Origin of the sequence: Paenibacillus sp. MZ03-122A, assembly GCF_024213325.1 — a bacterium.
Lineage (GTDB): Bacteria > Bacillota > Bacilli > Paenibacillales > Paenibacillaceae > Paenibacillus > Paenibacillus polymyxa_B.
The window spans coordinates 259,146-278,372 of sequence record NZ_JANAVI010000001.1; the positions used below are offsets into that span (position 1 = coordinate 259,146).

Sequence of the window (19,227 nt, forward strand, 5' to 3'; positions counted from 1 at the left end):
GAAAAAAACCTCCGACGCAACGGGGGTTTTTTTGTTGTTTACAAAATTTCTTCTGATCTATACAGAAGTTTGGCACAGAACTTGCATCATAGATATGTGGAGAGAAAAAAAGGGGGTGAGACAGATGATCGGTGTAATTGTTGGGACACACGGGAAATTTTCTGAAGAAATACTGAGGTCAACAGAAATGGTTTTCGGCCAATTGGATAATGTGGCAGGTGTTACGTTTGAACCAGGTGAAAGTGTCAGCGGACTTGTAGAGAAATATAAGGCTGCGTTGGCATCGCTGGATTGGACGGACGGTGTTATCTTCCTTGTTGATCTATTCGGCGGCAGTCCTTATAATGCTGCCAGCCGAATTGCAGTTAACCATGAAAAAATGGATATTGTGACAGGAGTAAACCTGCCAATGATCGTTGACCTTCTTGCAAACAGAGGAATTGAACAAGTGGAGAATTTGGTAAATTTAGCGATCCATGCAGGGCACGATTCCATGATGTCTTTTCGTGCCATTCGAAACAGTCAATTAGAGGAGGAATTATAGAATGGAAATTGCATTAGTTCGTATTGATGACCGTCTGATTCACGGTCAGGTGGCGACCGTTTGGGTGAAAGAAGCGAAGTGCAATAAGATTATCGCCGTTAGCGATGATGTCGCAGCGGATACATTACGCAAAACCTTATTGCTTCAGGTGTCGCCGCCTGGAATTAAGGCGTATGTCGTAACGATTAACAAAGCGATAGAGGCTTATAATAATCCCAAATACAGTGATTTTAAAACATTGTTTCTCTTTACCAACCCTACGGATGTACTGCGGGTTGTGGAAGGGGGAGTACCCATCCGCTCGGTGAATGTTGGAGGAATGTGTTTTAAGGAAGGAAAGACGCAGATTACCGGGGCGGTATCCGTAAACCAACAGGATGTAGATGCATTTCGTAAGCTGCATGAAAAAGGCATTGAGCTGGAAATCAGAAAAGTAGCCAGTGATCCGAAAATCAACTTGATTACCAAACTGCAAGATATGTGATCGTAAATACCAGGCGGCAACTAGAGAGGAGTTATAGAAATGACTGTTTTTCAAATTGTGATGGTAACACTGGTAGCGGCCATATGTGGCATGGGTAGCGTTCTAGATGAAGGGCAAACCCATCGTCCTCTGATTGCGTGTACGTTGATTGGCCTTGTCCTAGGCGATCTCAAAACTGGCATTATACTTGGCGGTACTCTGGAATTAATGGCTTTGGGATGGATGAATGTAGGAGCATCCATGGCACCAGACGCTGCTCTAGCCAGCGTGGTTTCAACCATTTTGGTCATCGTCGGCCATCAATCGATCGGCGCCGGAATTGCCGTTGCGATTCCAATTGCAGCCGCCGGACAAGTGCTTACCATTTTTGTCAGGACGATTACTGTCTTCTTCCAGCATTTAGCTGATAAGTATGCGGAATCTGCAAATTTCAAAGGAATTGAGCTATGTCACTTTATTGCCTTACTTTTGCAAGGTCTGCGCGTTGCTTTGCCCGCTGTTTTGGTGGCAGTTGCCGCAGAAACGGGCCTGGTGACTGCTATGCTTAACGCAATTCCGGAGGTTATCACCAGAGGACTACAAATTGCGGGCGGCTTTATCGTAGTCGTAGGGTATGCGATGGTCATTAATATGATGGCAGCCAAATACCTGATGCCATTCTTCTTTCTGGGCTTTGTCATTGCAGCTTTTACCAGCATTAATCTGGTTGGTTTTGGGGTCATTGGCGCGGTTCTGGCTCTGCTTTACATCCAGTTGAGCCCAAAATACAACCAGCGTAATGAGAAGATGGAAGAAATTGAAGAGTTATAGTAACTACCTGAAGGGAGAGGAGAGCACTATGAAAGAAAAGAAGCTGACTAAAAGTGATTTAAATAAGATGTTTGTCCGTTCATGCTTCCTGTTAGGCTCGTTCAATTTTGAGCGAATGCAGTCGATCGGTTTCTGTGTCACCTTGATCCCTGCGATTAAGCGGCTGTACAGCAAGAAAGAAGATCAAAAAGAGGCATTGAAAAGACATCTGGAATTTTTCAACACTCAACCGTTTATCTCGGCGCCTATTATGGGTGTAACGGCTGCGATGGAAGAGCAGAAAGCGAGCGGCCAGCCGATTGACAATGCGACCATAAGTGGAGTCAAAGTCGGTCTAATGGGACCTCTTGCGGGAGTGGGTGACCCCATTTACTGGGGGACTTTACGTCCGGTTCTGGCTGCTCTCGGAGCCTCAATCGCCTTATCCGGGAGCCTTGTCGGACCGGTTCTTTTCTTCCTTCTCTTTAACACTGCACGCTTGGCAACGAAATGGTACGGTCTGAAATACGGTTATCACAAAGGTACGGAGATTGTCTCCGATATGTCGGGAAACCGGTTGCAAAAACTCACGGAGTCAGCCTCCATACTGGGGCTTTTCGTTATGGGTGCACTTGTTTCCAAATGGACCACCCTGAATGTGCCGCTGGTGGTATCAAGTTATGTGGGAACGGATGGAAAAGAGGTTATTACGACCGTTCAGATGATTTTGGATCAATTGATGCCCGGACTTTTGCCACTATTATTGACCTTTTTATGCATGAGGCTACTGAAAAAGAAAGTGAACGCAATCGCTCTGATTTTTGCTTTATTCGCAGTAGGCATTATTGGGTACGCATTTGGTGTTTTGGCTTAAAACGTGCCGGTCAGGGAGTTATCCTTGGCCGGACTTCGTCGGATTTTTGTGACCAAAACAGCGTAAACAGAAGATATTGAGTTATTGCGATAAATGTAAACGCTTTATTTGTGATGTTAAGAATAACACTTGGTGTTCAAAATATTAAAAGAGGATGTGAAAGATGGTGAAGAGGAAGTTAAGTATGCTGCTTATTTGCTTTATGGTATTTGGTTTACCGTTAACTCCTGCCTTTGCAGCGGATCTTGGTTATTACGATGAACCTTACCGTAATCAGATTCATTTTTCGCCTGAGGCTAACTGGATGAACGACCCGAATGGAATGGTTTATTATAAGGGTGAATATCATCTTTTTTACCAGTATAACCCGTATGGAACGACATGGGGATCGTTACATTGGGGGCATGCGGTGAGCAAAGATCTTATTCATTGGAAACACTTACCTATTGCGTTATATCCAGATGAAAACGGTCAGATTTTTTCGGGAAGTGCCGTGATCGATTGGAACAATACAGCAGGATTCGGAAAAGAAGCGATGGTTGCGATCTTTACTCAACCCGGGGATAAAGGCCAGGTTCAAAGCATTGCGTATAGCTTAGATAAAGGCAGAACCTGGACTAAGTATAAAGGAAATCCGGTAATGCCGGATCCCCCGATATCGGATTGGCGAGACCCTAAAGTATTCTGGCATGAAGACTCCAAACAGTGGGTGATGTCTTTGGTTGCAGTGAACAAAGTAATGTTGTATACCTCACCCAATTTAAAAGAATGGACCTATGCAAGTGAATTTGGCAAAGATAACGGAATACAGGCCAATAGTCTGGATACCACTTCGTACGCTATGTCTTCACAGGAAGGTGGTTCATTCACCTTAGAGGGAGATATTACCCTTAATAAAAAAAATGGCCGGGAAGGCTCAGGAGGTCTGGTTTTTCGTGCTGACAAGAATGCGAAAAACGGTTATGTCGTCAGCCTGGATGCCAAAAATGATGTCGTTACTTTAAATAAGAATATCGATGGATCGAATACAGAAATTGCAAGCAAGTCTTTAACTCTAGGAACCTCATCAACTTACAACGTGCAGGTAGACGTATATGGTCATGACATTCAGGTGTTTGTAGATGATCAGTCTGTAATTAAAGAAACGGATACTGAATTTGATTATGGTTATTACGGTCTGACCGCCTGGAATTCAACAGCTTCCTTCCAAAATGTGAATTTCAAGAACACCTCTAACTTTACAACCAATCTATCTAATTGGACAGCTGTAACCGGCCGATGGGAAGATACCATGGAGGGGAAAAGCGGCACATCTGCAGATGATGCTTTTATCATAAGTGGTAAGACTGGGGACAACTTTATATATAATGCGAATATAGATTTGTCAGAGGGAGGAGATGAAACAGGATCACTTGTTTTCCGGACGGATGCTGATGCGAAAAATGGATATATGGCGAGTATCGATGCTTTAAACGATAAAGTGAAAATTGTGAAAATGGAAGACGGGAATAGAACGGTTCTGGCTGAAACCACAGTAACGCTGGATACTTATCAAAGCCATGCTTTAAAAGTGAGCACATTTGGAACAAATATAAAGATGTATCTGGACGGAAATCTCATTCATGATATCAATGACACAACCTTCTTGTCTGGCCATTTTGGATTACATCTTTTACACTCTTCTGCGATATTTCAGGATGTTCAGTTGGGTAGAAATATCATGACCGATGAGAAAGAAATCACCAATCATGATTTTGAAACAGGCGATTTAACCGGATGGACTGTGACCCAGGGTGATACTTTTTCGGATGATCATGTATCCAGTGAAGCGACTTATTGGGGTGGACCCTTCGGACATGAGGGGAATTATCACTTGTGGGGATATTCCAAGCTTCACGAGGGAGATGAAGCAACGGGTGAACTGCATTCTTCCTATTTTAAATTAAGCGGATCCGGAGAAATCAATCTGTTACTAGGAGCAGCCGATGATGGCGACAATACCTATGTATCATTGGTCAGAGCAGCCGACGACCAAGAATTGATTCGCCAGGACAATACAAGATTTAATGAGGAAAAATACTCGAAATACGTATGGGACGCGTCCAATTATATTGGTGAAGTGTTATATATCAAGGCAGTAGACCATGCAACAGATGGTTACGGTCATCTAAATATTGATGATGTTAATGTTTATAATGAAGGAGCCCTGCCGGATAAAGTTGACCAGGTTGCAAAAGAGCCGGAGAAAACAGATACGAAACAAAGCGGACTCCTCACAGACTGGTCTGCTATTTCTGGACAGTGGATTCCTTCCTCAAACGGCAGCATCGGAGGAATATGGGAATGTCCTACGTTAGTCGAATTGCCGGTTGATGGCGACCCTTCAAAAAGAAAGTGGGTCCTACAGGTAAGTATAAATGATGGTGCTCCGGCAGGCGGATCGGGCATGCAGTATTTTGTAGGCAGCTTTGACGGAAAAACGTTTAAAAATGAGAATACTTCCGATAAAGTATTATGGACTGACTATGGGGCTGATTATTATGCTGCTGTGGATTGGAGTGGAGTAGAAGGGGAGAATGGTGAGAAATATTGGCTCGGCTGGATGAGTAATTGGCAGTATGCCAACGATACACCCACCTCAACGTGGAGAAGTTCAACAACACTGCCGCGGAAGATGGAGCTCACTCAAACCGCAAAGGGTCTACGTTTAAAACAAACCCCTATTTCTCTAAAAAGCATTCGCGACAGAGGGGATCGTATTTCGTATACCAATAAAATCATATCGGGTAACAGTCGTCTTCTTTCTAATTTATCAGAAGATACATTTGAGATGATCGCTTTGTTTGATGTATCGGATACTAAGGCAACAGAATTTGGCTTCAAAATCCGTGAAGGAAGTGAGCAATATACTACTGTCGGTTACGATGTCTACAACGAGCAATTATTCGTTGACCGGACTCATTCAGGAAATTTTGATTACGGAAGTAATGTAGTTGGTAAGCATGGGGGACCATTACAGCCAAAAAACGGCACGGTTAAATTGCAGGTAATTGTTGATAGATCAGCTGTAGAGGTGTTCGGTAATGATGGTACGACAGTGATTACCGATCAGATATTCGCGGATTCTGCAAGCAAAGGACTAAAGATCTATAGTAAGGGCGGAAATGTAAAGCTGAAATCTTTGCACCTATATCCTCTAAAGAGTGTATGGAAAGAAAAGAACTCTTCTTTTAAATCCAACTTATCAGGTTGGACCACCGTTAACGGGAAGTGGGCGAACACCATTCATGGAAAACAGGGACAGAGTAAGAGAGATTCTTTTATAGTATCAGAAGTGACCGGTAGGAATTTTGTATATGAAGCCAATATAAACGTGCCGGATACAGATTCGCACCCTAGTGATTCTAAAAAAGATTCGATAGACAACTCCATTGGAGCAGGTTCGTTGGTTTTTCGTTCTGACTTAACAGCAAAGAATTCCTATGCAGCAACTGTTGATATAAAAAATAATATAGTAAAATTAATTAAATTTGTTGATGGGACCGGATATGAAATTGCGACATATAACAATGATGGAAAACTGGATTTACGGCCAAATACAGATTATCATCTCAACGTAGAAGCGCAAGGCGATATCACTAAGGTTTATTTGAACAATAAATTAGTTATCGACACAAAAGATCAAACTTATAAGGAAGGACACTTTGGTCTCAATGTACGGGATACAACGGCTTTTTTTAATGAAGTTAAAGTGAAACTAAAACATAAAGATGAATGATTAAAGTTGGTTAAATAATGACATTTGTAACTCTATGAGTTTAGTTTGTGTCGCCGCACAGCGACACAAACTTTTTTTAATTATTTGGGGCGAAGAATACATTGTAAGCAAAATATCAAGTGGAAAAGGTATAAAGTTGGAAGAGCAATTTTTGTTCGTATTTAATCGAATTGAACAAACCAAACATAACTTAATGAAGGAGGTATTATCAATGTATGAATGATGAGAAATTACTGCAATATTATCTGGAACTCAAAGGTCCAGAGGCGGGAGAATGGAACTCCTCTCCACAGTGCATTCACACACAGTTGGTGACAAGGGATTACGTAAAGAAGACATTCGATATTTTTGATGAAATCCAAGTATGTAATGTTGGTATCGGAACTGGGGATTGGGACGATTACCTTGGATATTGGCTTAAGGAAAGAGGTGGTTTAACCAGCATTGATATTGACGAAAGTATTTGCGAGATATTTAAGTATAGACAACAGAGGGAGCGGCATCCGAATCCGTCAAAGGTTTTATGCAAGAGTATATTCGATTCCGATTTGCCTCAAGAAGCCTTTGATATTGTAACCCTAATTGGGTCCGCTATTAATGAAACAGGGGACCTTAAAAAATGCTTAGATTCGTGTTTTAGTTTAATCAAGCATGGGGGATATTTGATGTTTATGGCAAGTTTAAAATATACATCCGTTGAAATGTTGGAGGAATACATAAGTAATACTAAATATCATATTGTGCAAAAAAATGTATACGAAGTGTTCCCTGAATATCCGTTTTTCATCAGCAAAATCAGAAAATAATCAGGCTAAGTGTAAATTGACTTACTGCAACCACTCTATTTGTATAGGATTGGTTGCACAATCTTTGGTACTTCGCGAATACTTTTTTCTTTCATTTGCGATATAAAAGTTTTCATTTGTAAAGTGATTATATATATTCTTACCTTCCTTCAGTCATTTTCATCGACCTATCAATTATAAGGACGCGATGCTCTCGCTTCATTTTATTAATCGAGACTAATAGAGATCCGCATCATAAATAATAAGTTTAAATATTTACCAAGCTTTCCGTCATTCATTGGAAGGTGCCCTGATCAGTAGCATCTTTCCAATGAATGACGGATCTCTACATAAAAAGGTGTCCAGCGACCTTAGAGATCGTCGGACACCTTTTGCTGTTCTTACGCTTCGTTCCTTGATTCAACCTTGCGCTACGAAACGATTAACTTCTTCTAACGACGGCAAGGCTGCAATCGCTCCAACTTTAGTGCACACGATGGCGCCGACTTGATTGGCAAGTGTCACAAATTCCTGCTGCTGCTTCGCGTTGGAGGTAAATGCCTTAGGCTGACTCAGCTGGCTGATTTGATACAGCATTGCTCCGACGAAGGCATCTCCGGCACCAGTAGAGTCGATCGATTTGACAGCGATACTGCCGATTAACGAACGGGAGGCACCACTTGAGATGAGGGTTCCTTCTTTCCCTAAGGTAACCGCCACCGTCTTGGCTCCCAACCCATGTAAAAGATCCAATGAAGCATCGCGGTCAGCCAGCCCTGTAATGATGTTTAATTCCTCTTCGCTTACCTTTACCAAATCCGCATTGTGTATTCCTCTTCTGGACAGTGTGATAAATTCCTCCTGCCTGTCTTTCCAGAGGTCCCCCCGGTAATTGGGATCAAAGGAGGTGAATTGCCCATTGGCCTTCGCTCCATCCAATAAAGACAAATACGCTTCTCGGAAAGGATCGGCGAGCAAGGCCGTTGCCGAGCCAAAATGCAGAATGGCAGCCTGCCGGGTCCATTCTCTATCAATATCCTGCAGAGACAGTTGACGGTCAGCTCCGCGGTTGAACACGAAATCCCGTTCGCCGTTAGCGGCAAGGGAAACAAAGGCCAGTGTAGTCGGCGTTGACGGATCAAAAAGGAGCATGGACGTATCCACATGCTGCTCATCCAACGTTTGCTTCAGGTACATGCCAAAGGGATCAGCCCCAACTTTCCCCAAGAATGACGCTTTTCCTCCGAGCTTGGCTACGGCTGCGCTTACATTTGCCGGAGCGCCGCCGGCCTGCTTGGAGAAATGCCGGCCCTTGGCAAGATTAACATCAATATCCGTGCAGAAAAAATCAATGAGCAACTCGCCCACACAAAGAACCGTTCTGTCATTTTTCACTTTAATTCACCTCTTGGTAGATTTAGTTTAGAACAGGGGTCGAGTCCCGGTATACGATATCCGTTGCGACATGAGTCACTCGGTATGGCATGGTATTGTCTTTGATTCTGGACAATAACATTTCGGCTGAAATAATACCCATCTGACTACTATAAATATGCACGGTTGTAAGATGAGGCTCGACAACCCGGGATTCCGAAGCATCATCGAACCCGCAAACAGCAACATCTTCCGGGACTTTAATCCCTTTGTTTTTCAAAGATTTGATCACGCTGATGGCAATGAAATCATTGGCGCAAATAAAGACGGAGGGACACTTCCTCAGGGCATCCAACTGCTGTTCCATCCAGTTCTCCTCTATAAAGAAGTTGCGGTCAGGCGCTACAATGCTAAGGGCAGGATCTACGGCGATTCCTGCTTCTGCTAAGGCCTTATTAAATCCGGCCCAGCGTTCATTGAAGCTTTTGCAATGATTGTAATCGCCTACAAAACCGAAGCTTTCATAGCCATGATCGATCAATTTCCGGGTAACACAGTATGTGCTGTGTTCATTTTCCATTAATACCAGATCCGCCTTCAATTCTGGATACATCATATCCGCAGCGCAATCAATAAAAATGGTTGGGATGCAAAGATCTGTGATCAGCTTGCTGTATTCCTTGCTGAACATTTCGATGCAGAAGATGCCAGCCACATTCGAAGGTTCAAAATTGCCGGGTAGAGTCATTGAATTGATATCATTCTCACGAACAAAATAAATAGATAAAGTATAGCCCTGTTTGCTGATTTCCTTCTCCAGTCCGCTGATCAACAAAGATCCAAAGTGTGAGCTATTAGGAAGATTACAGGTCAAAAGTGCGATATTGCCCTGTTTTTCAGAAGCTGTTTCCATATAAGAAAATTGTTTGTATTTAAGCTCCATTGCTTTTTTGACCACCTTGTCCCTAGTAACGGCGGGAATACTCTCCACTCCATTAAGCGCCTTGGAGGCAGTGTTTCTGGAAATCCCCAAGGCATCAGCGATATCTTGTATCGTAACCTTTGACTTTCTCGTCATATTGTTCACCTTATTCTCCGAATTAAGATTCTTCATATTTCTAAATATATAGTATTTTCATGTTTTTAACAATGTATTTATTCAAATGAATAATAAAAGTTTACGTTTGTTTATTTATATTGTGCAATTTTGATAGATTTTTGCTGAAAACATTACAATTATCTTGAAATACGCTTTTTAAATGAATTTTTCACCCGAAATATATTGACTAATTAAATGTACATCTGATAAATTGTAAGAGTAAAATATGTTCAAATGTAAATTGTAAGCCCATTCATTTTGGGAATGTGTAAAATTCTCGTTCTGTTGGAGGTGTGGATATTACAAGCAAGTATTTGAAAAACATCTTGGTTAATTATGTCAGAGAGATGACATAACATGGCTTATATTTTGTGTCGTATAACAAGCCGTGAACAGTAGGAGGGAAAATATTGGCAAATTCGATCGTTCAAAAAAGGGGACTAAAGGCTTCAGAAACAAAAAAAAGAAACCATTGGTTAAGCTATATGCTTCGAAATTATATACTGTATTTGTTTCTGCTTCCGTCCATAATTCTTACCGTCATTTTCAAGTATGTTCCCATGTACGGCTCGATCATTGCGTTTAAAAATTTCAGCCCAAGAAAAGGCATCATCGGCAGTGAATGGGTTGGATTTGAACATTTTCAGCGGTTTCTTTCATCACCAAATTTTTATGACATTTTAATGAATACGCTTAAATTAAGCGCTTACGGTCTTATTCTCGGTTTCCCAGTACCAATTATTCTGGCCTTAATGCTAAATCTGGTCAGAGGAGCGAAGTTCAAGAAGAATATTCAGCTTATTGTATACGCACCTAACTTCATCTCGGTTGTTGTTGTTGCCGGTATGCTGTTTGTTTTTCTATCGCCAGCTGGAATAGTGAACGCTTTGGTAACAACCTTCACCGGCAAGCCGATTGCTTTTATGACTGATCCTGCCTATTTCCGAACGGTATATATTTTGTCCGGTATATGGCAAACAGCGGGCTGGTCCTCTATCATTTATGTGGCCACCTTAGCCAATGTGGACCCGCAGTTGCATGACGCTGCAACAATTGATGGCGCTTCATTGATGAAGAGAATCTTCCACATTGATCTGCCAGCTCTTAAACCCGTCATGGCCGTCCTGTTCATTCTCGCTGCAGGAGGTATTATGTCGATCGGCTATGAAAAGGCTTACCTGATGCAGACGGCTTTGAACACACCTACCTCGGAAATCATCGCGACTTACGTATACAAGGTGGGGTTGCAATCCGGCGATTATGCTTATTCTACGGCAATCGGGTTGTTCAATTCCGTAATTAATGTATTCCTGTTGATTTTCGTAAATACCGTCGTTAAGAAGCTGAACGAAGGAGAAGGGCTGTATTAAAGAAGGAGGTATTTATGGATATTCATTACACCGGGAAGGACCGGATTCTGCTCATCATCAATTATATTCTACTTGGTTTGTTTGTTCTCGCTATTCTGTTACCGCTGGTTTATGTGGTGCTTTCGTCCTTTTTAACTCCAAATACCCTGATTACCAAAGGGTTTGCCATTACATCATCAGACTGGACACTCACGGGATATGCCAAAATCCTAAGCAACAGTGCCATGATCCGCGGTTTTTTTAATGCTATTTTTTATTCAGCAGCCTTTGCGTTCGCAACCGTATTATTTTCCGTCTTCGCGGCTTATCCGCTTGCGATTGAAGAGTTGGTAGGGAAACGGTCCATTATGATCTTTTTCCTGATAACGATGTTTTTCGGTGGCGGTCTGATTCCTACCTATCTGGTGATTAAGGATTTAGGCATGTTGAATACGGTCTGGGCCATTATTCTGCCCGGCTCGATCAGCGTATTCAACATTATTCTGGCAAAGACTTATTTCCAGGGACTTCCGAAAGAACTGTTCCAGGCGGCGAGTATAGACGGAGCTTCCGAGCTCAGTATTTTCTTTAAAATCGTCCTGCCGCTTTCCAAGCCTATTATTTTTGTTCTAGCTTTATACGCTTTTGTCGGACAGTGGAATTCTTATTTCGACGCCATGATTTATCTGGATGATCCGAAGCTGTTTCCGCTTCAACTGGTACTGCGCTCCATTTTGATACAGAATCAGGTTCAGCCCGGCATGATTGCCGATGCGATGGCACAAGCGGAGCTTAAGAAATTGTCTGAAATGATTAAGTACTCTGCCATTGTTATATCAAGTTTGCCTTTGATTGTCATGTATCCATTCTTCCAAAAGTATTTCGAAAAGGGTGTCATGGTAGGTTCGATCAAATAACAAATCGGGGGAATAGAGATGAAAAAAACATTACTAACCTTGTCTGTGTTGGCACTTTCTACTTCACTGCTTGCCGGATGTGGCGGTTCAGGCAATAATTCTGCGGCATCCGAAGATTACAAGCTGGAAAATGTTAATCTGCCGCTTAAAGAGAAAGTTACTTTGCATTTTATGACTCAAAGCTCGCCGCTGGCACCTTCTGATCCAAATGAAAAGTTGATTTATAAAAGACTGGAAGAAAAAACAGGGGTGCATATCGATTTTACCAACTTCACCTCCGATTCCTTCATTGAAAAAAGAAACCTTGCTGTTGCCAGTGGAGATCTTCCAGATGCCATACTGGATGCCGGATATTCCGATTATGATTTGTTGAATCTCGGAAAGGATGGAACTATTATCCCTTTAGAGGATTTGATTCAAAAATATATGCCGAATCTGCAGAAGGTATTGAAGGAAGCACCTGAGTACAGATCCATGATAACCGCACAGGACGGGCACATTTATGCCTTTCCTTGGATTGAAGAACTGGGTTCTGAGAAGGAGAGCATTCATTCTGTAAACGACATGCCATGGATCAATGTGGAGTGGCTGAAAAAGCTGGGACTTAAAATGCCAAAAACCACCGAGGATTTAAAAAAAGTTCTGCTCGCATTTAAAAATGGCGACCCTAACGGAAATGGCCAAGCGGATGAAATCCCGCTGTCCTTTATGCTCAATAACGGCAATGAGGACCTGAATTTTCTGTTCGGATCATTCGGTCTTGGGGACAACGGCGATCATACGGTAGTGACCAATGAGGGGAAAGTGGTCTTCACTGCCGATCAGGATGGTTATAAAGAGGGGATTAAATATCTTAATGAGCTGTATAAGCTGAACCTGATCGACGAAGAGTCATTCGAGCAGGATTACAATACGTATCTGGCCAAAGGCCAGAATGAAAAATATGGTCTCTACTTTCAATGGGATAAGGCGAACATCTCAGGAGATAACGATAAATATGAATTGATGAATCCGCTCGCCGGGCCAAGCGGTGAAGTTAATGTGACCCGCACGAACAATCTCGGCTTTGACCGGGGGAGAATGGTGATTACCAGTGACAACAAAAATCTTGAGCTTACGGCAAAATGGATTGACCAACTGTATGATCCTATCCAGTCCGTACAGGACAACTGGGGCACCTACGGCGACAAAACTCAGCAGAACATTTTTGAATACGATGAAGCGAGTCATATGCTGAAGCATCTTCCGCTTAAGGGAACGGCCCCTGTCGAGCTGCGGCAAAAAACGAATATCGGCGGTCCATTGGCAATTCTTGACGAGTATTACGGAAAAGTAACGACCAAGCCCGATGATGCAGTGGGACGGCTTAAGCTCATGAAGGAAAGACTCGTTCCTTATATGAAGGCTGACCATAATTTCCCGAAAGTCTTCTTCTCGCTGGAGGATCAGAAGCAGATCTCCACATTGGAAACCGATTTGTTTGCTTACGTTAACCGCAAGCGGGCGGAATGGATCAAGACGGGTAAAGTGGAAGAAGAATGGACCGAATATAAAGCCGAGCTGTCCAGACTGGGGCTAGATAAATGGCTGGAAATCAAACAAAAAGGCTATGACAGATATCTTAAAGATCAAGGCTGAAACATTTAAATGGTAGTATCTCAAATTCATTTGCAAAAACTCAAATTATTATGTTAAATACCTTATCAACAATCAAAAGGAGAGCGGATACTATGAAAGAATTAAACCTAACGGACGACTATAGCGGCAGAAAGAGAAAAAGTAACTATAGTGAGACGTACAGGCCTCAATTTCATTATTCACCGGAGAAAAATTGGATGAACGATCCCAACGGCATGGTTTACTTTGAAGGAGAGTACCACCTGTTCTACCAGCATACCCCCCATGATACGCAACCTGATTTTGGCAACATGCATTGGGGGCATGCGGTAAGCAAGGATCTAGTGCATTGGACAGAGCTTCCACCGGCAATTCCACCTGGGGAGGACGGAGCGATCTTCTCGGGGAGTGCAGTGGTGGATAAGAACAATACCAGCGGATTTTTCGACGAGGAAGGATCAGGCTTGGTTGCCATTTATACGAATGAGGGCAACAAGGCTCAGCCTGGAAAGCCGCAGGTGCAAAGCATTGCTTACAGCAAGGATAAGGGTAGAACCTGGACAAAATATGAAGGTAACCCGGTTTTATTTCCAACGGACACGCTAGACTTTCGTGATCCGAAGGTGATTTGGCATGATGAATCATCAATGTGGATCATGGTTCTTGCCGTAAGGGACCGTGTAGAATTTTACACATCTCCAAACCTGAAAGAATGGTCTTTTGCAAGCGAATTCGGTTCCGACATTCCGCATATCCACCGAGGGATATTTGAATGTCCTGATATATTTCGAATTCAAGTGGATGAGGATCTTAATACCACGAAGTGGATTCTGATGCTAAGCGTCGGGGATAGAAATGGTGTGAATCCAGACGATCCGGAACCACCGGCAGGCGGTTCTGGCATGATGTATTTCGTAGGCAGCTTTGACGGTAAGTCGTTCACGCCAGATGAAGCGTTGGAATCTATCGATACTATCAAATGGGTAGACTATGGATCAGACTTTTACGCGGCCGTGTCCTGGAATGGCATTTCGAACGAAGACGGACGGAAAATTTGGCTCGGCTGGATGAATAATTGGCGTTATGCTACCACGCTTCCTTCAAAGGAATGGCGTGGCAAGACATCAATTCCCCGGGAGCTACAGCTAAGGACTTACCCGGAGGGACTTCGCCTAATCCAAACACCCATAAATGAATTAAGTCAGCTAAGAAAACCGATTTTGTCTCTGCAAGATTTGACGATTAAGCCAGGTATGAACGTGTTGTCTGATATTTCCGCAGCCAAGGCAGAAATTATTGCAGAATTTGAAATCGGTACTGCCGTGGAATTCGGGTTTAAAGTACGAAAGTCCGCCAATCAAGAGACGATCATCGGATATAATATCTCGAATGAGGAATTGTTCGTCGATCGGACGAAGTCGAGCGCCACTGATTTTCATTCCGATTTCACAGCAATACACAAGGTCACTATGAAGCCAGAGCATGAGAGGATACAGTTGAGCATTTATCTGGATTGGTCAAGTGTCGAAGTCTTCGGCAATCATGGAAAAACAATCATTTCAGACATGATTTTCCCGGACTTCGAAAGTAAGGGTCTAGAACTCTACGCCATTGGTGGAGAACTAAGGGTCGTGTCGCTTCAGATCAATGATCTGGTAAGCATTTGGGGAAATGAGAATGTTTAGACGTTAACTATTGATATCATTCAAATTTTATTTATCTCACGCCAGAACTCATTGAGTAGCGAGTGTCAAATTGATTTTTCAATTTGACACTTTTTTATATTGGATAAGATAATGAGTTTGTGTAAGCTAGATAGCAATAGTCTGTTAAGACTTAGTTGTAGAATCATTTTCGAATGAACCTCTCTCGAGTAAATTGTGTATTCTTCTTATATAGACTTTTGGATACAAGGAGGCAACGTCCGTGGATTCAATGCAGCATATTATTGGCTCTAATTTGGCTCAAATCAGGAAGACTAGAGGATTAAGTTTGGATAAGGTGGCTGAACTGACAGGGGTCAGCAAAGGGATGCTGGCTCAGATTGAGAAGGGGAAATCCAATCCTACGGTAACAACCCTTTGGAAAATTGCAAACGGTTTGCATGTATCCTTCTCCACCTTTCTCAAAGAAGACCCGCCGCAAATCACGAAGATTCGGAGGGAAGACCTGCATCCGGTTATTGATGAGGACGGTAACTATTTTGTTTACCCTGTATTCCCGTATCACGCTGAAAAGAAGTTTGAGGTGTTCACGGTAAGTCTGAAGCCAGGCTTTACACACCAGGCAGAGAAGCATCTGGGTGAGGAAACGATTCTCATGATCCGTGGGGAGATGTACTTTGAAATGCAGGGGCAACAGCTCAAGCTGAGTGCAGGGGATGCTGTGCAATTTCAAGTATCTGACATACATACCTACCGCAATGATTCGGAAGAGGATGCCGATTTTTATGTATTGATTTATTATGCGGATTAGTGGGATGATTAGCATAGTCTAAAACAGGCTTCCACATCAGGATTTTGCAAAATCCAGAAATATAAAAAGAGAGCAACGAGGAAAAGAGAGGAAAGAACCCATGGAAAGCAAGTACATCCGAGAAACCTACTGCTTCAAGACGTCCCGAGTATTTCCCAACGATATCAACAATCATAACACGCTCTTCGGCGGCCGATTGATGTCGTATATCGACGATATCGCATCTATTGCAGCTGCTAAGTTGTGTCGTACGAACACAGTTACAGCCTCTACGGATTCGGTGGATTTTTTGCTACCTATCCATCCGAGTGATTCTGTCACGCTGGAAGCGTTCGTAACCTGGACAGGCCGTAGCTCGATGGAGGTGTTCGTAAAGGTAATTCGTGAAGGACTGATGACTGGCGACCGAAAAATCGCAGCCACAGCCTTCCTGACCTTTGTGGCATTAGACGAGAACAACCGTAAAGTGACCGTGCCGCAGGTGATTCCAGAAACAGAAGAGCAGTTACAATTGCACCAGACGGCTCCATCACGCGCAGCCATACGGCGTCAGCGGAGGGAAGAAAGCAAGCAGCTGGCTAGTTTTCTGACAACAGATTATCCGTGGGAACTGTAACGTACTAGAGATTATCAATTTCATCGTTTTACGTAAAAAGGAGCCGTCTTTTCCGTTAGCAGTCTACCATGATCTGCTTGGAATACGGCTCCTTTTGAAAATAACTTGAGCTATTCTACTTTAACTACACGGAAATGCTGATTTGTCCCACCGTTATCGCCCCATTGGATGGCTTTAGCTCCATCGGCGGTGGCGCCTTCAGAAATATCGATCAGCTTGCCAGTTGCCCGATTTTTCAGCTTGTAATAACCACCGGTTACGGATACTAATTGCCAATGCTGACTGGACCAGCCTCCGTCGCTCCACTGCTCAATAACTGTACCGTCTGTTGTCGTACCGCTTTCAACACCAATTAGCTTTCCGCTGTTGCGGTTCATAATTTTATAATATCCGCTGCCTGCATCTTTGAGCTGCCATTGCTGGTTTGCTGCCCCGGAATTTGCACGCTGCTCCAGATCTGCGCCGTCCGTCGTTGCATTGCCAATAATGCTTAGTGGCTTATTGCTCTTGCGATTCACTAGCTGATAATAGGCATCCGGATCAATGGCAGTTGGCGTCGTTATCCCCTCGACCACACCACTGGCGGTGTCAATATTAATGCTGTCGAACCAATCCATGGCTAATGAAGTCGCTGTTGGAAAACGTAGTGGCAACCATACATATTGAGAATCCTGCACAGGACCGCTCCACGCACCCGCCCAACGGTCGCCCAAATACAGGTATGAAGTTGTCTGGGCACCTTCAACAGGGATCACGTAAGCCGACTGTGAACCATATGTCGTACCATCCCCGAAGTTTATCGTATTACTCCAGGTTCCTTCAATGCTGGATGCGGTAGCATACTTGGCCTGATTGGGATTCCAGCCGGTTGCCCCGGATGTAATCAGGAAGTAGACGTCTCCTTTTTTGAACATCGCCGGAGCTTCACGATATTGTCCAGGCCAAAGTGTAGTCACCAGCGATTCAACTTGCAGAAAATCCGGTGTCAGACGATAAATGTTCAGATCTGCGTTTACCCGGGTAGCCGAAATGAGGTAAGCTGTACCGTTATCGTTGTATACGGTCATATCGCGCGAATCGTAATCCAGAGGACGGAAGCTGCCCTGATACGTGTAATCGCCGTCCACCGTATCGGAAGAGGCGACAGCCACTCGGGCCTCGTTGTAATTAACCCCATTTTCCTTGTGCATCCATAATACGTATTTACGTGTTTTTTCATTATAAATCACTTTCGGACGTTCAATATTCGAAACATTCAGCTCTACGGCGGAGCTGCTGGTTAGTACGTTTTTACGAAACTCCCAGTTTTTTAAATCAGAGGAACGGTAGGCGGATATCGCCTTGAACGTGCCGTTGGGATTACGATTTTCACCAAACCAATAATAGTAACCGTCTACTTTAATCATACCACCCCCATGGGCATGGACCACGTTTCCATCTGTATCTTTAAACTGAATGCCATTCACGACATTCGCTGAAGCGGCTGAAGCGATCTTAGGTGAAAACATCTGAAAAATGCTCAACGTCAGCAAAATAGAGAGCATAATACACAGCAAGCGGGCAAAATCATATTTCATTGTTTCGTCCTCCTCTGTATGTGTTATTTTAAAGCGCTTTCATTAATGGACTCTATGAAGTAGTTTTAATAGAGCTACTTATCCCAATTGTATCCATATTGAATTGAAAGTGCTAGAGTAGTATATTGACCATGTACACGGCACACGCCATCCATATCTAACAGACTTCCATCGAGCGGTGAGTGTTACAAACTGGCTGATATTCATTAGGTATACAGGAGGCAACCATGAAAATATACGCGATTGATACGAGCAAGCCGGAGGCTGAGGAGCATTACGAATCACTGGTAAATCAGGTTTCGCTGGAAAAGCAGCAGAAGTTAGATCGTTTTTTACATCGGGAAGATGCTTTGAGGGGGTTATATGCCGATGTGCTGCTAAGATGGTTGGCCTGCCGGCAATTGAAGGTATCTAATGCCAGTCTTCAATTTACATACAATGCATTCGGTAAGCCTTCCTTGATTAATGCACCCGCATTCCATTTTAATGTTTCTCACTCGGGAAAATGGGTGGTATGCGCTATTGATGATCACCCGCTTGGAATTGACATTGAGCAGCTCCGTCCTATTGATTTGGAGGTAGGTAGAGTGTGCTTTTCGGACACAGAGTATGATGCGTTAATGCGTCAGGACGCAGACAGCCGCTTATCGTATTTTTACGATCTATGGACGCTTAAGGAAAGCTTTGTCAAGGCCGAGGGGCAGGGACTAACCCTACCGTTGAAGTCTTTTTCATTTGAGCTAAAGGCACAACCATTCATAGGCTTCACGACAGAGGGCTTTACCACCGAGTATTGTCATTTTAAGCAGTATGAGCTGGATCAGGATTATAAAATGGCTGTCTGTGCAGCTCATGACCAATTTGCCCAGCAGGTGCAGCAGATAGATATAAATACACTACGCTTGGAAGTGGCAACATAGGCGTAATATGAAGTGGATATGCGTATAGT

Annotated in this window: 16 protein-coding genes and 1 pseudogene; 14 read left to right on the plus strand and 3 right to left on the minus strand. The window is 43.3% G+C overall.

Translation table 11 applies throughout. The features are described 5' to 3' along the window. The first annotated feature begins 124 nt into the window (after positions 1 to 124). From NLX74_RS01255 to NLX74_RS01280, 7 genes and pseudogenes are all read left to right on the plus strand, one after another. Positions 125 to 544, plus strand: a complete 420-nt coding sequence (locus NLX74_RS01255) for a PTS sugar transporter subunit IIA (RefSeq protein WP_013309476.1) — start codon at positions 125 to 127, stop codon at positions 542 to 544. Position 545: 1 nt separating this feature from the next. Then, complete coding sequence (locus NLX74_RS01260) at positions 546 to 1,028, plus strand: mannose/fructose/sorbose PTS transporter subunit IIB (protein ID WP_039269822.1); 483 nt, start codon at positions 546 to 548, stop codon at positions 1,026 to 1,028. A gap of 39 nt (positions 1,029 to 1,067) precedes the next feature. Continuing rightward, complete coding sequence (locus tag NLX74_RS01265) at positions 1,068 to 1,838, plus strand: PTS mannose/fructose/sorbose transporter subunit IIC (RefSeq protein WP_023988666.1); 771 nt, start codon at positions 1,068 to 1,070, stop codon at positions 1,836 to 1,838. A gap of 28 nt (positions 1,839 to 1,866) precedes the next feature. Next, on the plus strand, positions 1,867 to 2,691 hold the full coding sequence (gene manZ / locus NLX74_RS01270; protein ID WP_165176079.1) for a PTS mannose transporter subunit IID: 825 nt from the start codon (positions 1,867 to 1,869) through the stop codon (positions 2,689 to 2,691). Positions 2,692 to 2,875: 184 nt separating this feature from the next. Beyond that, positions 2,876 to 3,496 (plus strand): annotated as a pseudogene (locus tag NLX74_RS25975) (glycoside hydrolase family 32 protein); the annotation flags it as partial. Positions 3,497 to 4,141: 645 nt separating this feature from the next. Then, positions 4,142 to 6,469 carry a glycoside hydrolase family 32 protein gene (locus NLX74_RS25980; protein ID WP_483311644.1) on the plus strand — a complete coding sequence of 776 codons (2,328 nt, stop codon included), beginning with the start codon at positions 4,142 to 4,144 and terminating at the stop codon, positions 6,467 to 6,469. Between the two features lie 215 nt (positions 6,470 to 6,684). Beyond that, complete coding sequence (locus tag NLX74_RS01280; RefSeq protein ID WP_254327730.1) at positions 6,685 to 7,275, plus strand: class I SAM-dependent methyltransferase; 591 nt, start codon at positions 6,685 to 6,687, stop codon at positions 7,273 to 7,275. A 399-nt stretch (positions 7,276 to 7,674) separates the two neighbouring features. Here the strand turns inward: NLX74_RS01280 and NLX74_RS01285 are convergent, their stop codons facing one another. Further along, a complete protein-coding gene (locus tag NLX74_RS01285; protein ID WP_254327731.1) occupies positions 7,675 to 8,649 on the minus strand; it encodes a carbohydrate kinase family protein in 975 nt (324 codons plus the stop codon). Between the two features lie 22 nt (positions 8,650 to 8,671). Continuing rightward, positions 8,672 to 9,706 (minus strand): LacI family DNA-binding transcriptional regulator, encoded by a 1,035-nt coding sequence (locus NLX74_RS01290; RefSeq protein WP_235307911.1) that lies wholly within the window; start codon positions 9,704 to 9,706, stop codon positions 8,672 to 8,674. A gap of 506 nt (positions 9,707 to 10,212) precedes the next feature. Between NLX74_RS01290 and NLX74_RS01295 the strand changes: the two genes are divergently transcribed. The 6 genes from NLX74_RS01295 (at position 10,213) to NLX74_RS01320 (ending at position 16,701) form a co-directional block, all read left to right on the plus strand. Beyond that, entirely contained in the window at positions 10,213 to 11,097 is an 885-nt protein-coding gene (locus tag NLX74_RS01295; protein ID WP_254327986.1) for an ABC transporter permease, read from the plus strand. A gap of 14 nt (positions 11,098 to 11,111) precedes the next feature. Beyond that, positions 11,112 to 11,993: a carbohydrate ABC transporter permease gene (locus tag NLX74_RS01300; protein ID WP_013309484.1), complete on the plus strand. Its 882-nt coding sequence runs from the start codon at positions 11,112 to 11,114 to the stop codon at positions 11,991 to 11,993. Positions 11,994 to 12,011: 18 nt separating this feature from the next. After that, entirely contained in the window at positions 12,012 to 13,631 is a 1,620-nt protein-coding gene (locus NLX74_RS01305; protein WP_254327732.1) for an ABC transporter substrate-binding protein, read from the plus strand. Between the two features lie 92 nt (positions 13,632 to 13,723). After that, entirely contained in the window at positions 13,724 to 15,295 is a 1,572-nt protein-coding gene (locus NLX74_RS01310; protein WP_254327733.1) for a glycoside hydrolase family 32 protein, read from the plus strand. A gap of 241 nt (positions 15,296 to 15,536) precedes the next feature. Beyond that, positions 15,537 to 16,085: a helix-turn-helix domain-containing protein gene (locus tag NLX74_RS01315; protein WP_039269838.1), complete on the plus strand. Its 549-nt coding sequence runs from the start codon at positions 15,537 to 15,539 to the stop codon at positions 16,083 to 16,085. 100 nt (positions 16,086 to 16,185) lie between these two features. Further along, positions 16,186 to 16,701, plus strand: a complete 516-nt coding sequence (locus NLX74_RS01320; RefSeq protein ID WP_013309488.1) for an acyl-CoA thioesterase — start codon at positions 16,186 to 16,188, stop codon at positions 16,699 to 16,701. Between the two features lie 110 nt (positions 16,702 to 16,811). Here NLX74_RS01320 and NLX74_RS01325 read toward each other — a convergent pair whose 3' ends face one another. Next, positions 16,812 to 18,278 carry an RICIN domain-containing protein gene (locus NLX74_RS01325; RefSeq protein WP_254327734.1) on the minus strand — a complete coding sequence of 489 codons (1,467 nt, stop codon included), beginning with the start codon at positions 18,276 to 18,278 and terminating at the stop codon, positions 16,812 to 16,814. A gap of 227 nt (positions 18,279 to 18,505) precedes the next feature. Between NLX74_RS01325 and NLX74_RS01330 the strand changes: the two genes are divergently transcribed. After that, positions 18,506 to 19,198 (plus strand): 4'-phosphopantetheinyl transferase family protein, encoded by a 693-nt coding sequence (locus tag NLX74_RS01330; protein WP_254326023.1) that lies wholly within the window; start codon positions 18,506 to 18,508, stop codon positions 19,196 to 19,198. The last annotated feature ends 29 nt before the right edge of the window (positions 19,199 to 19,227 follow it).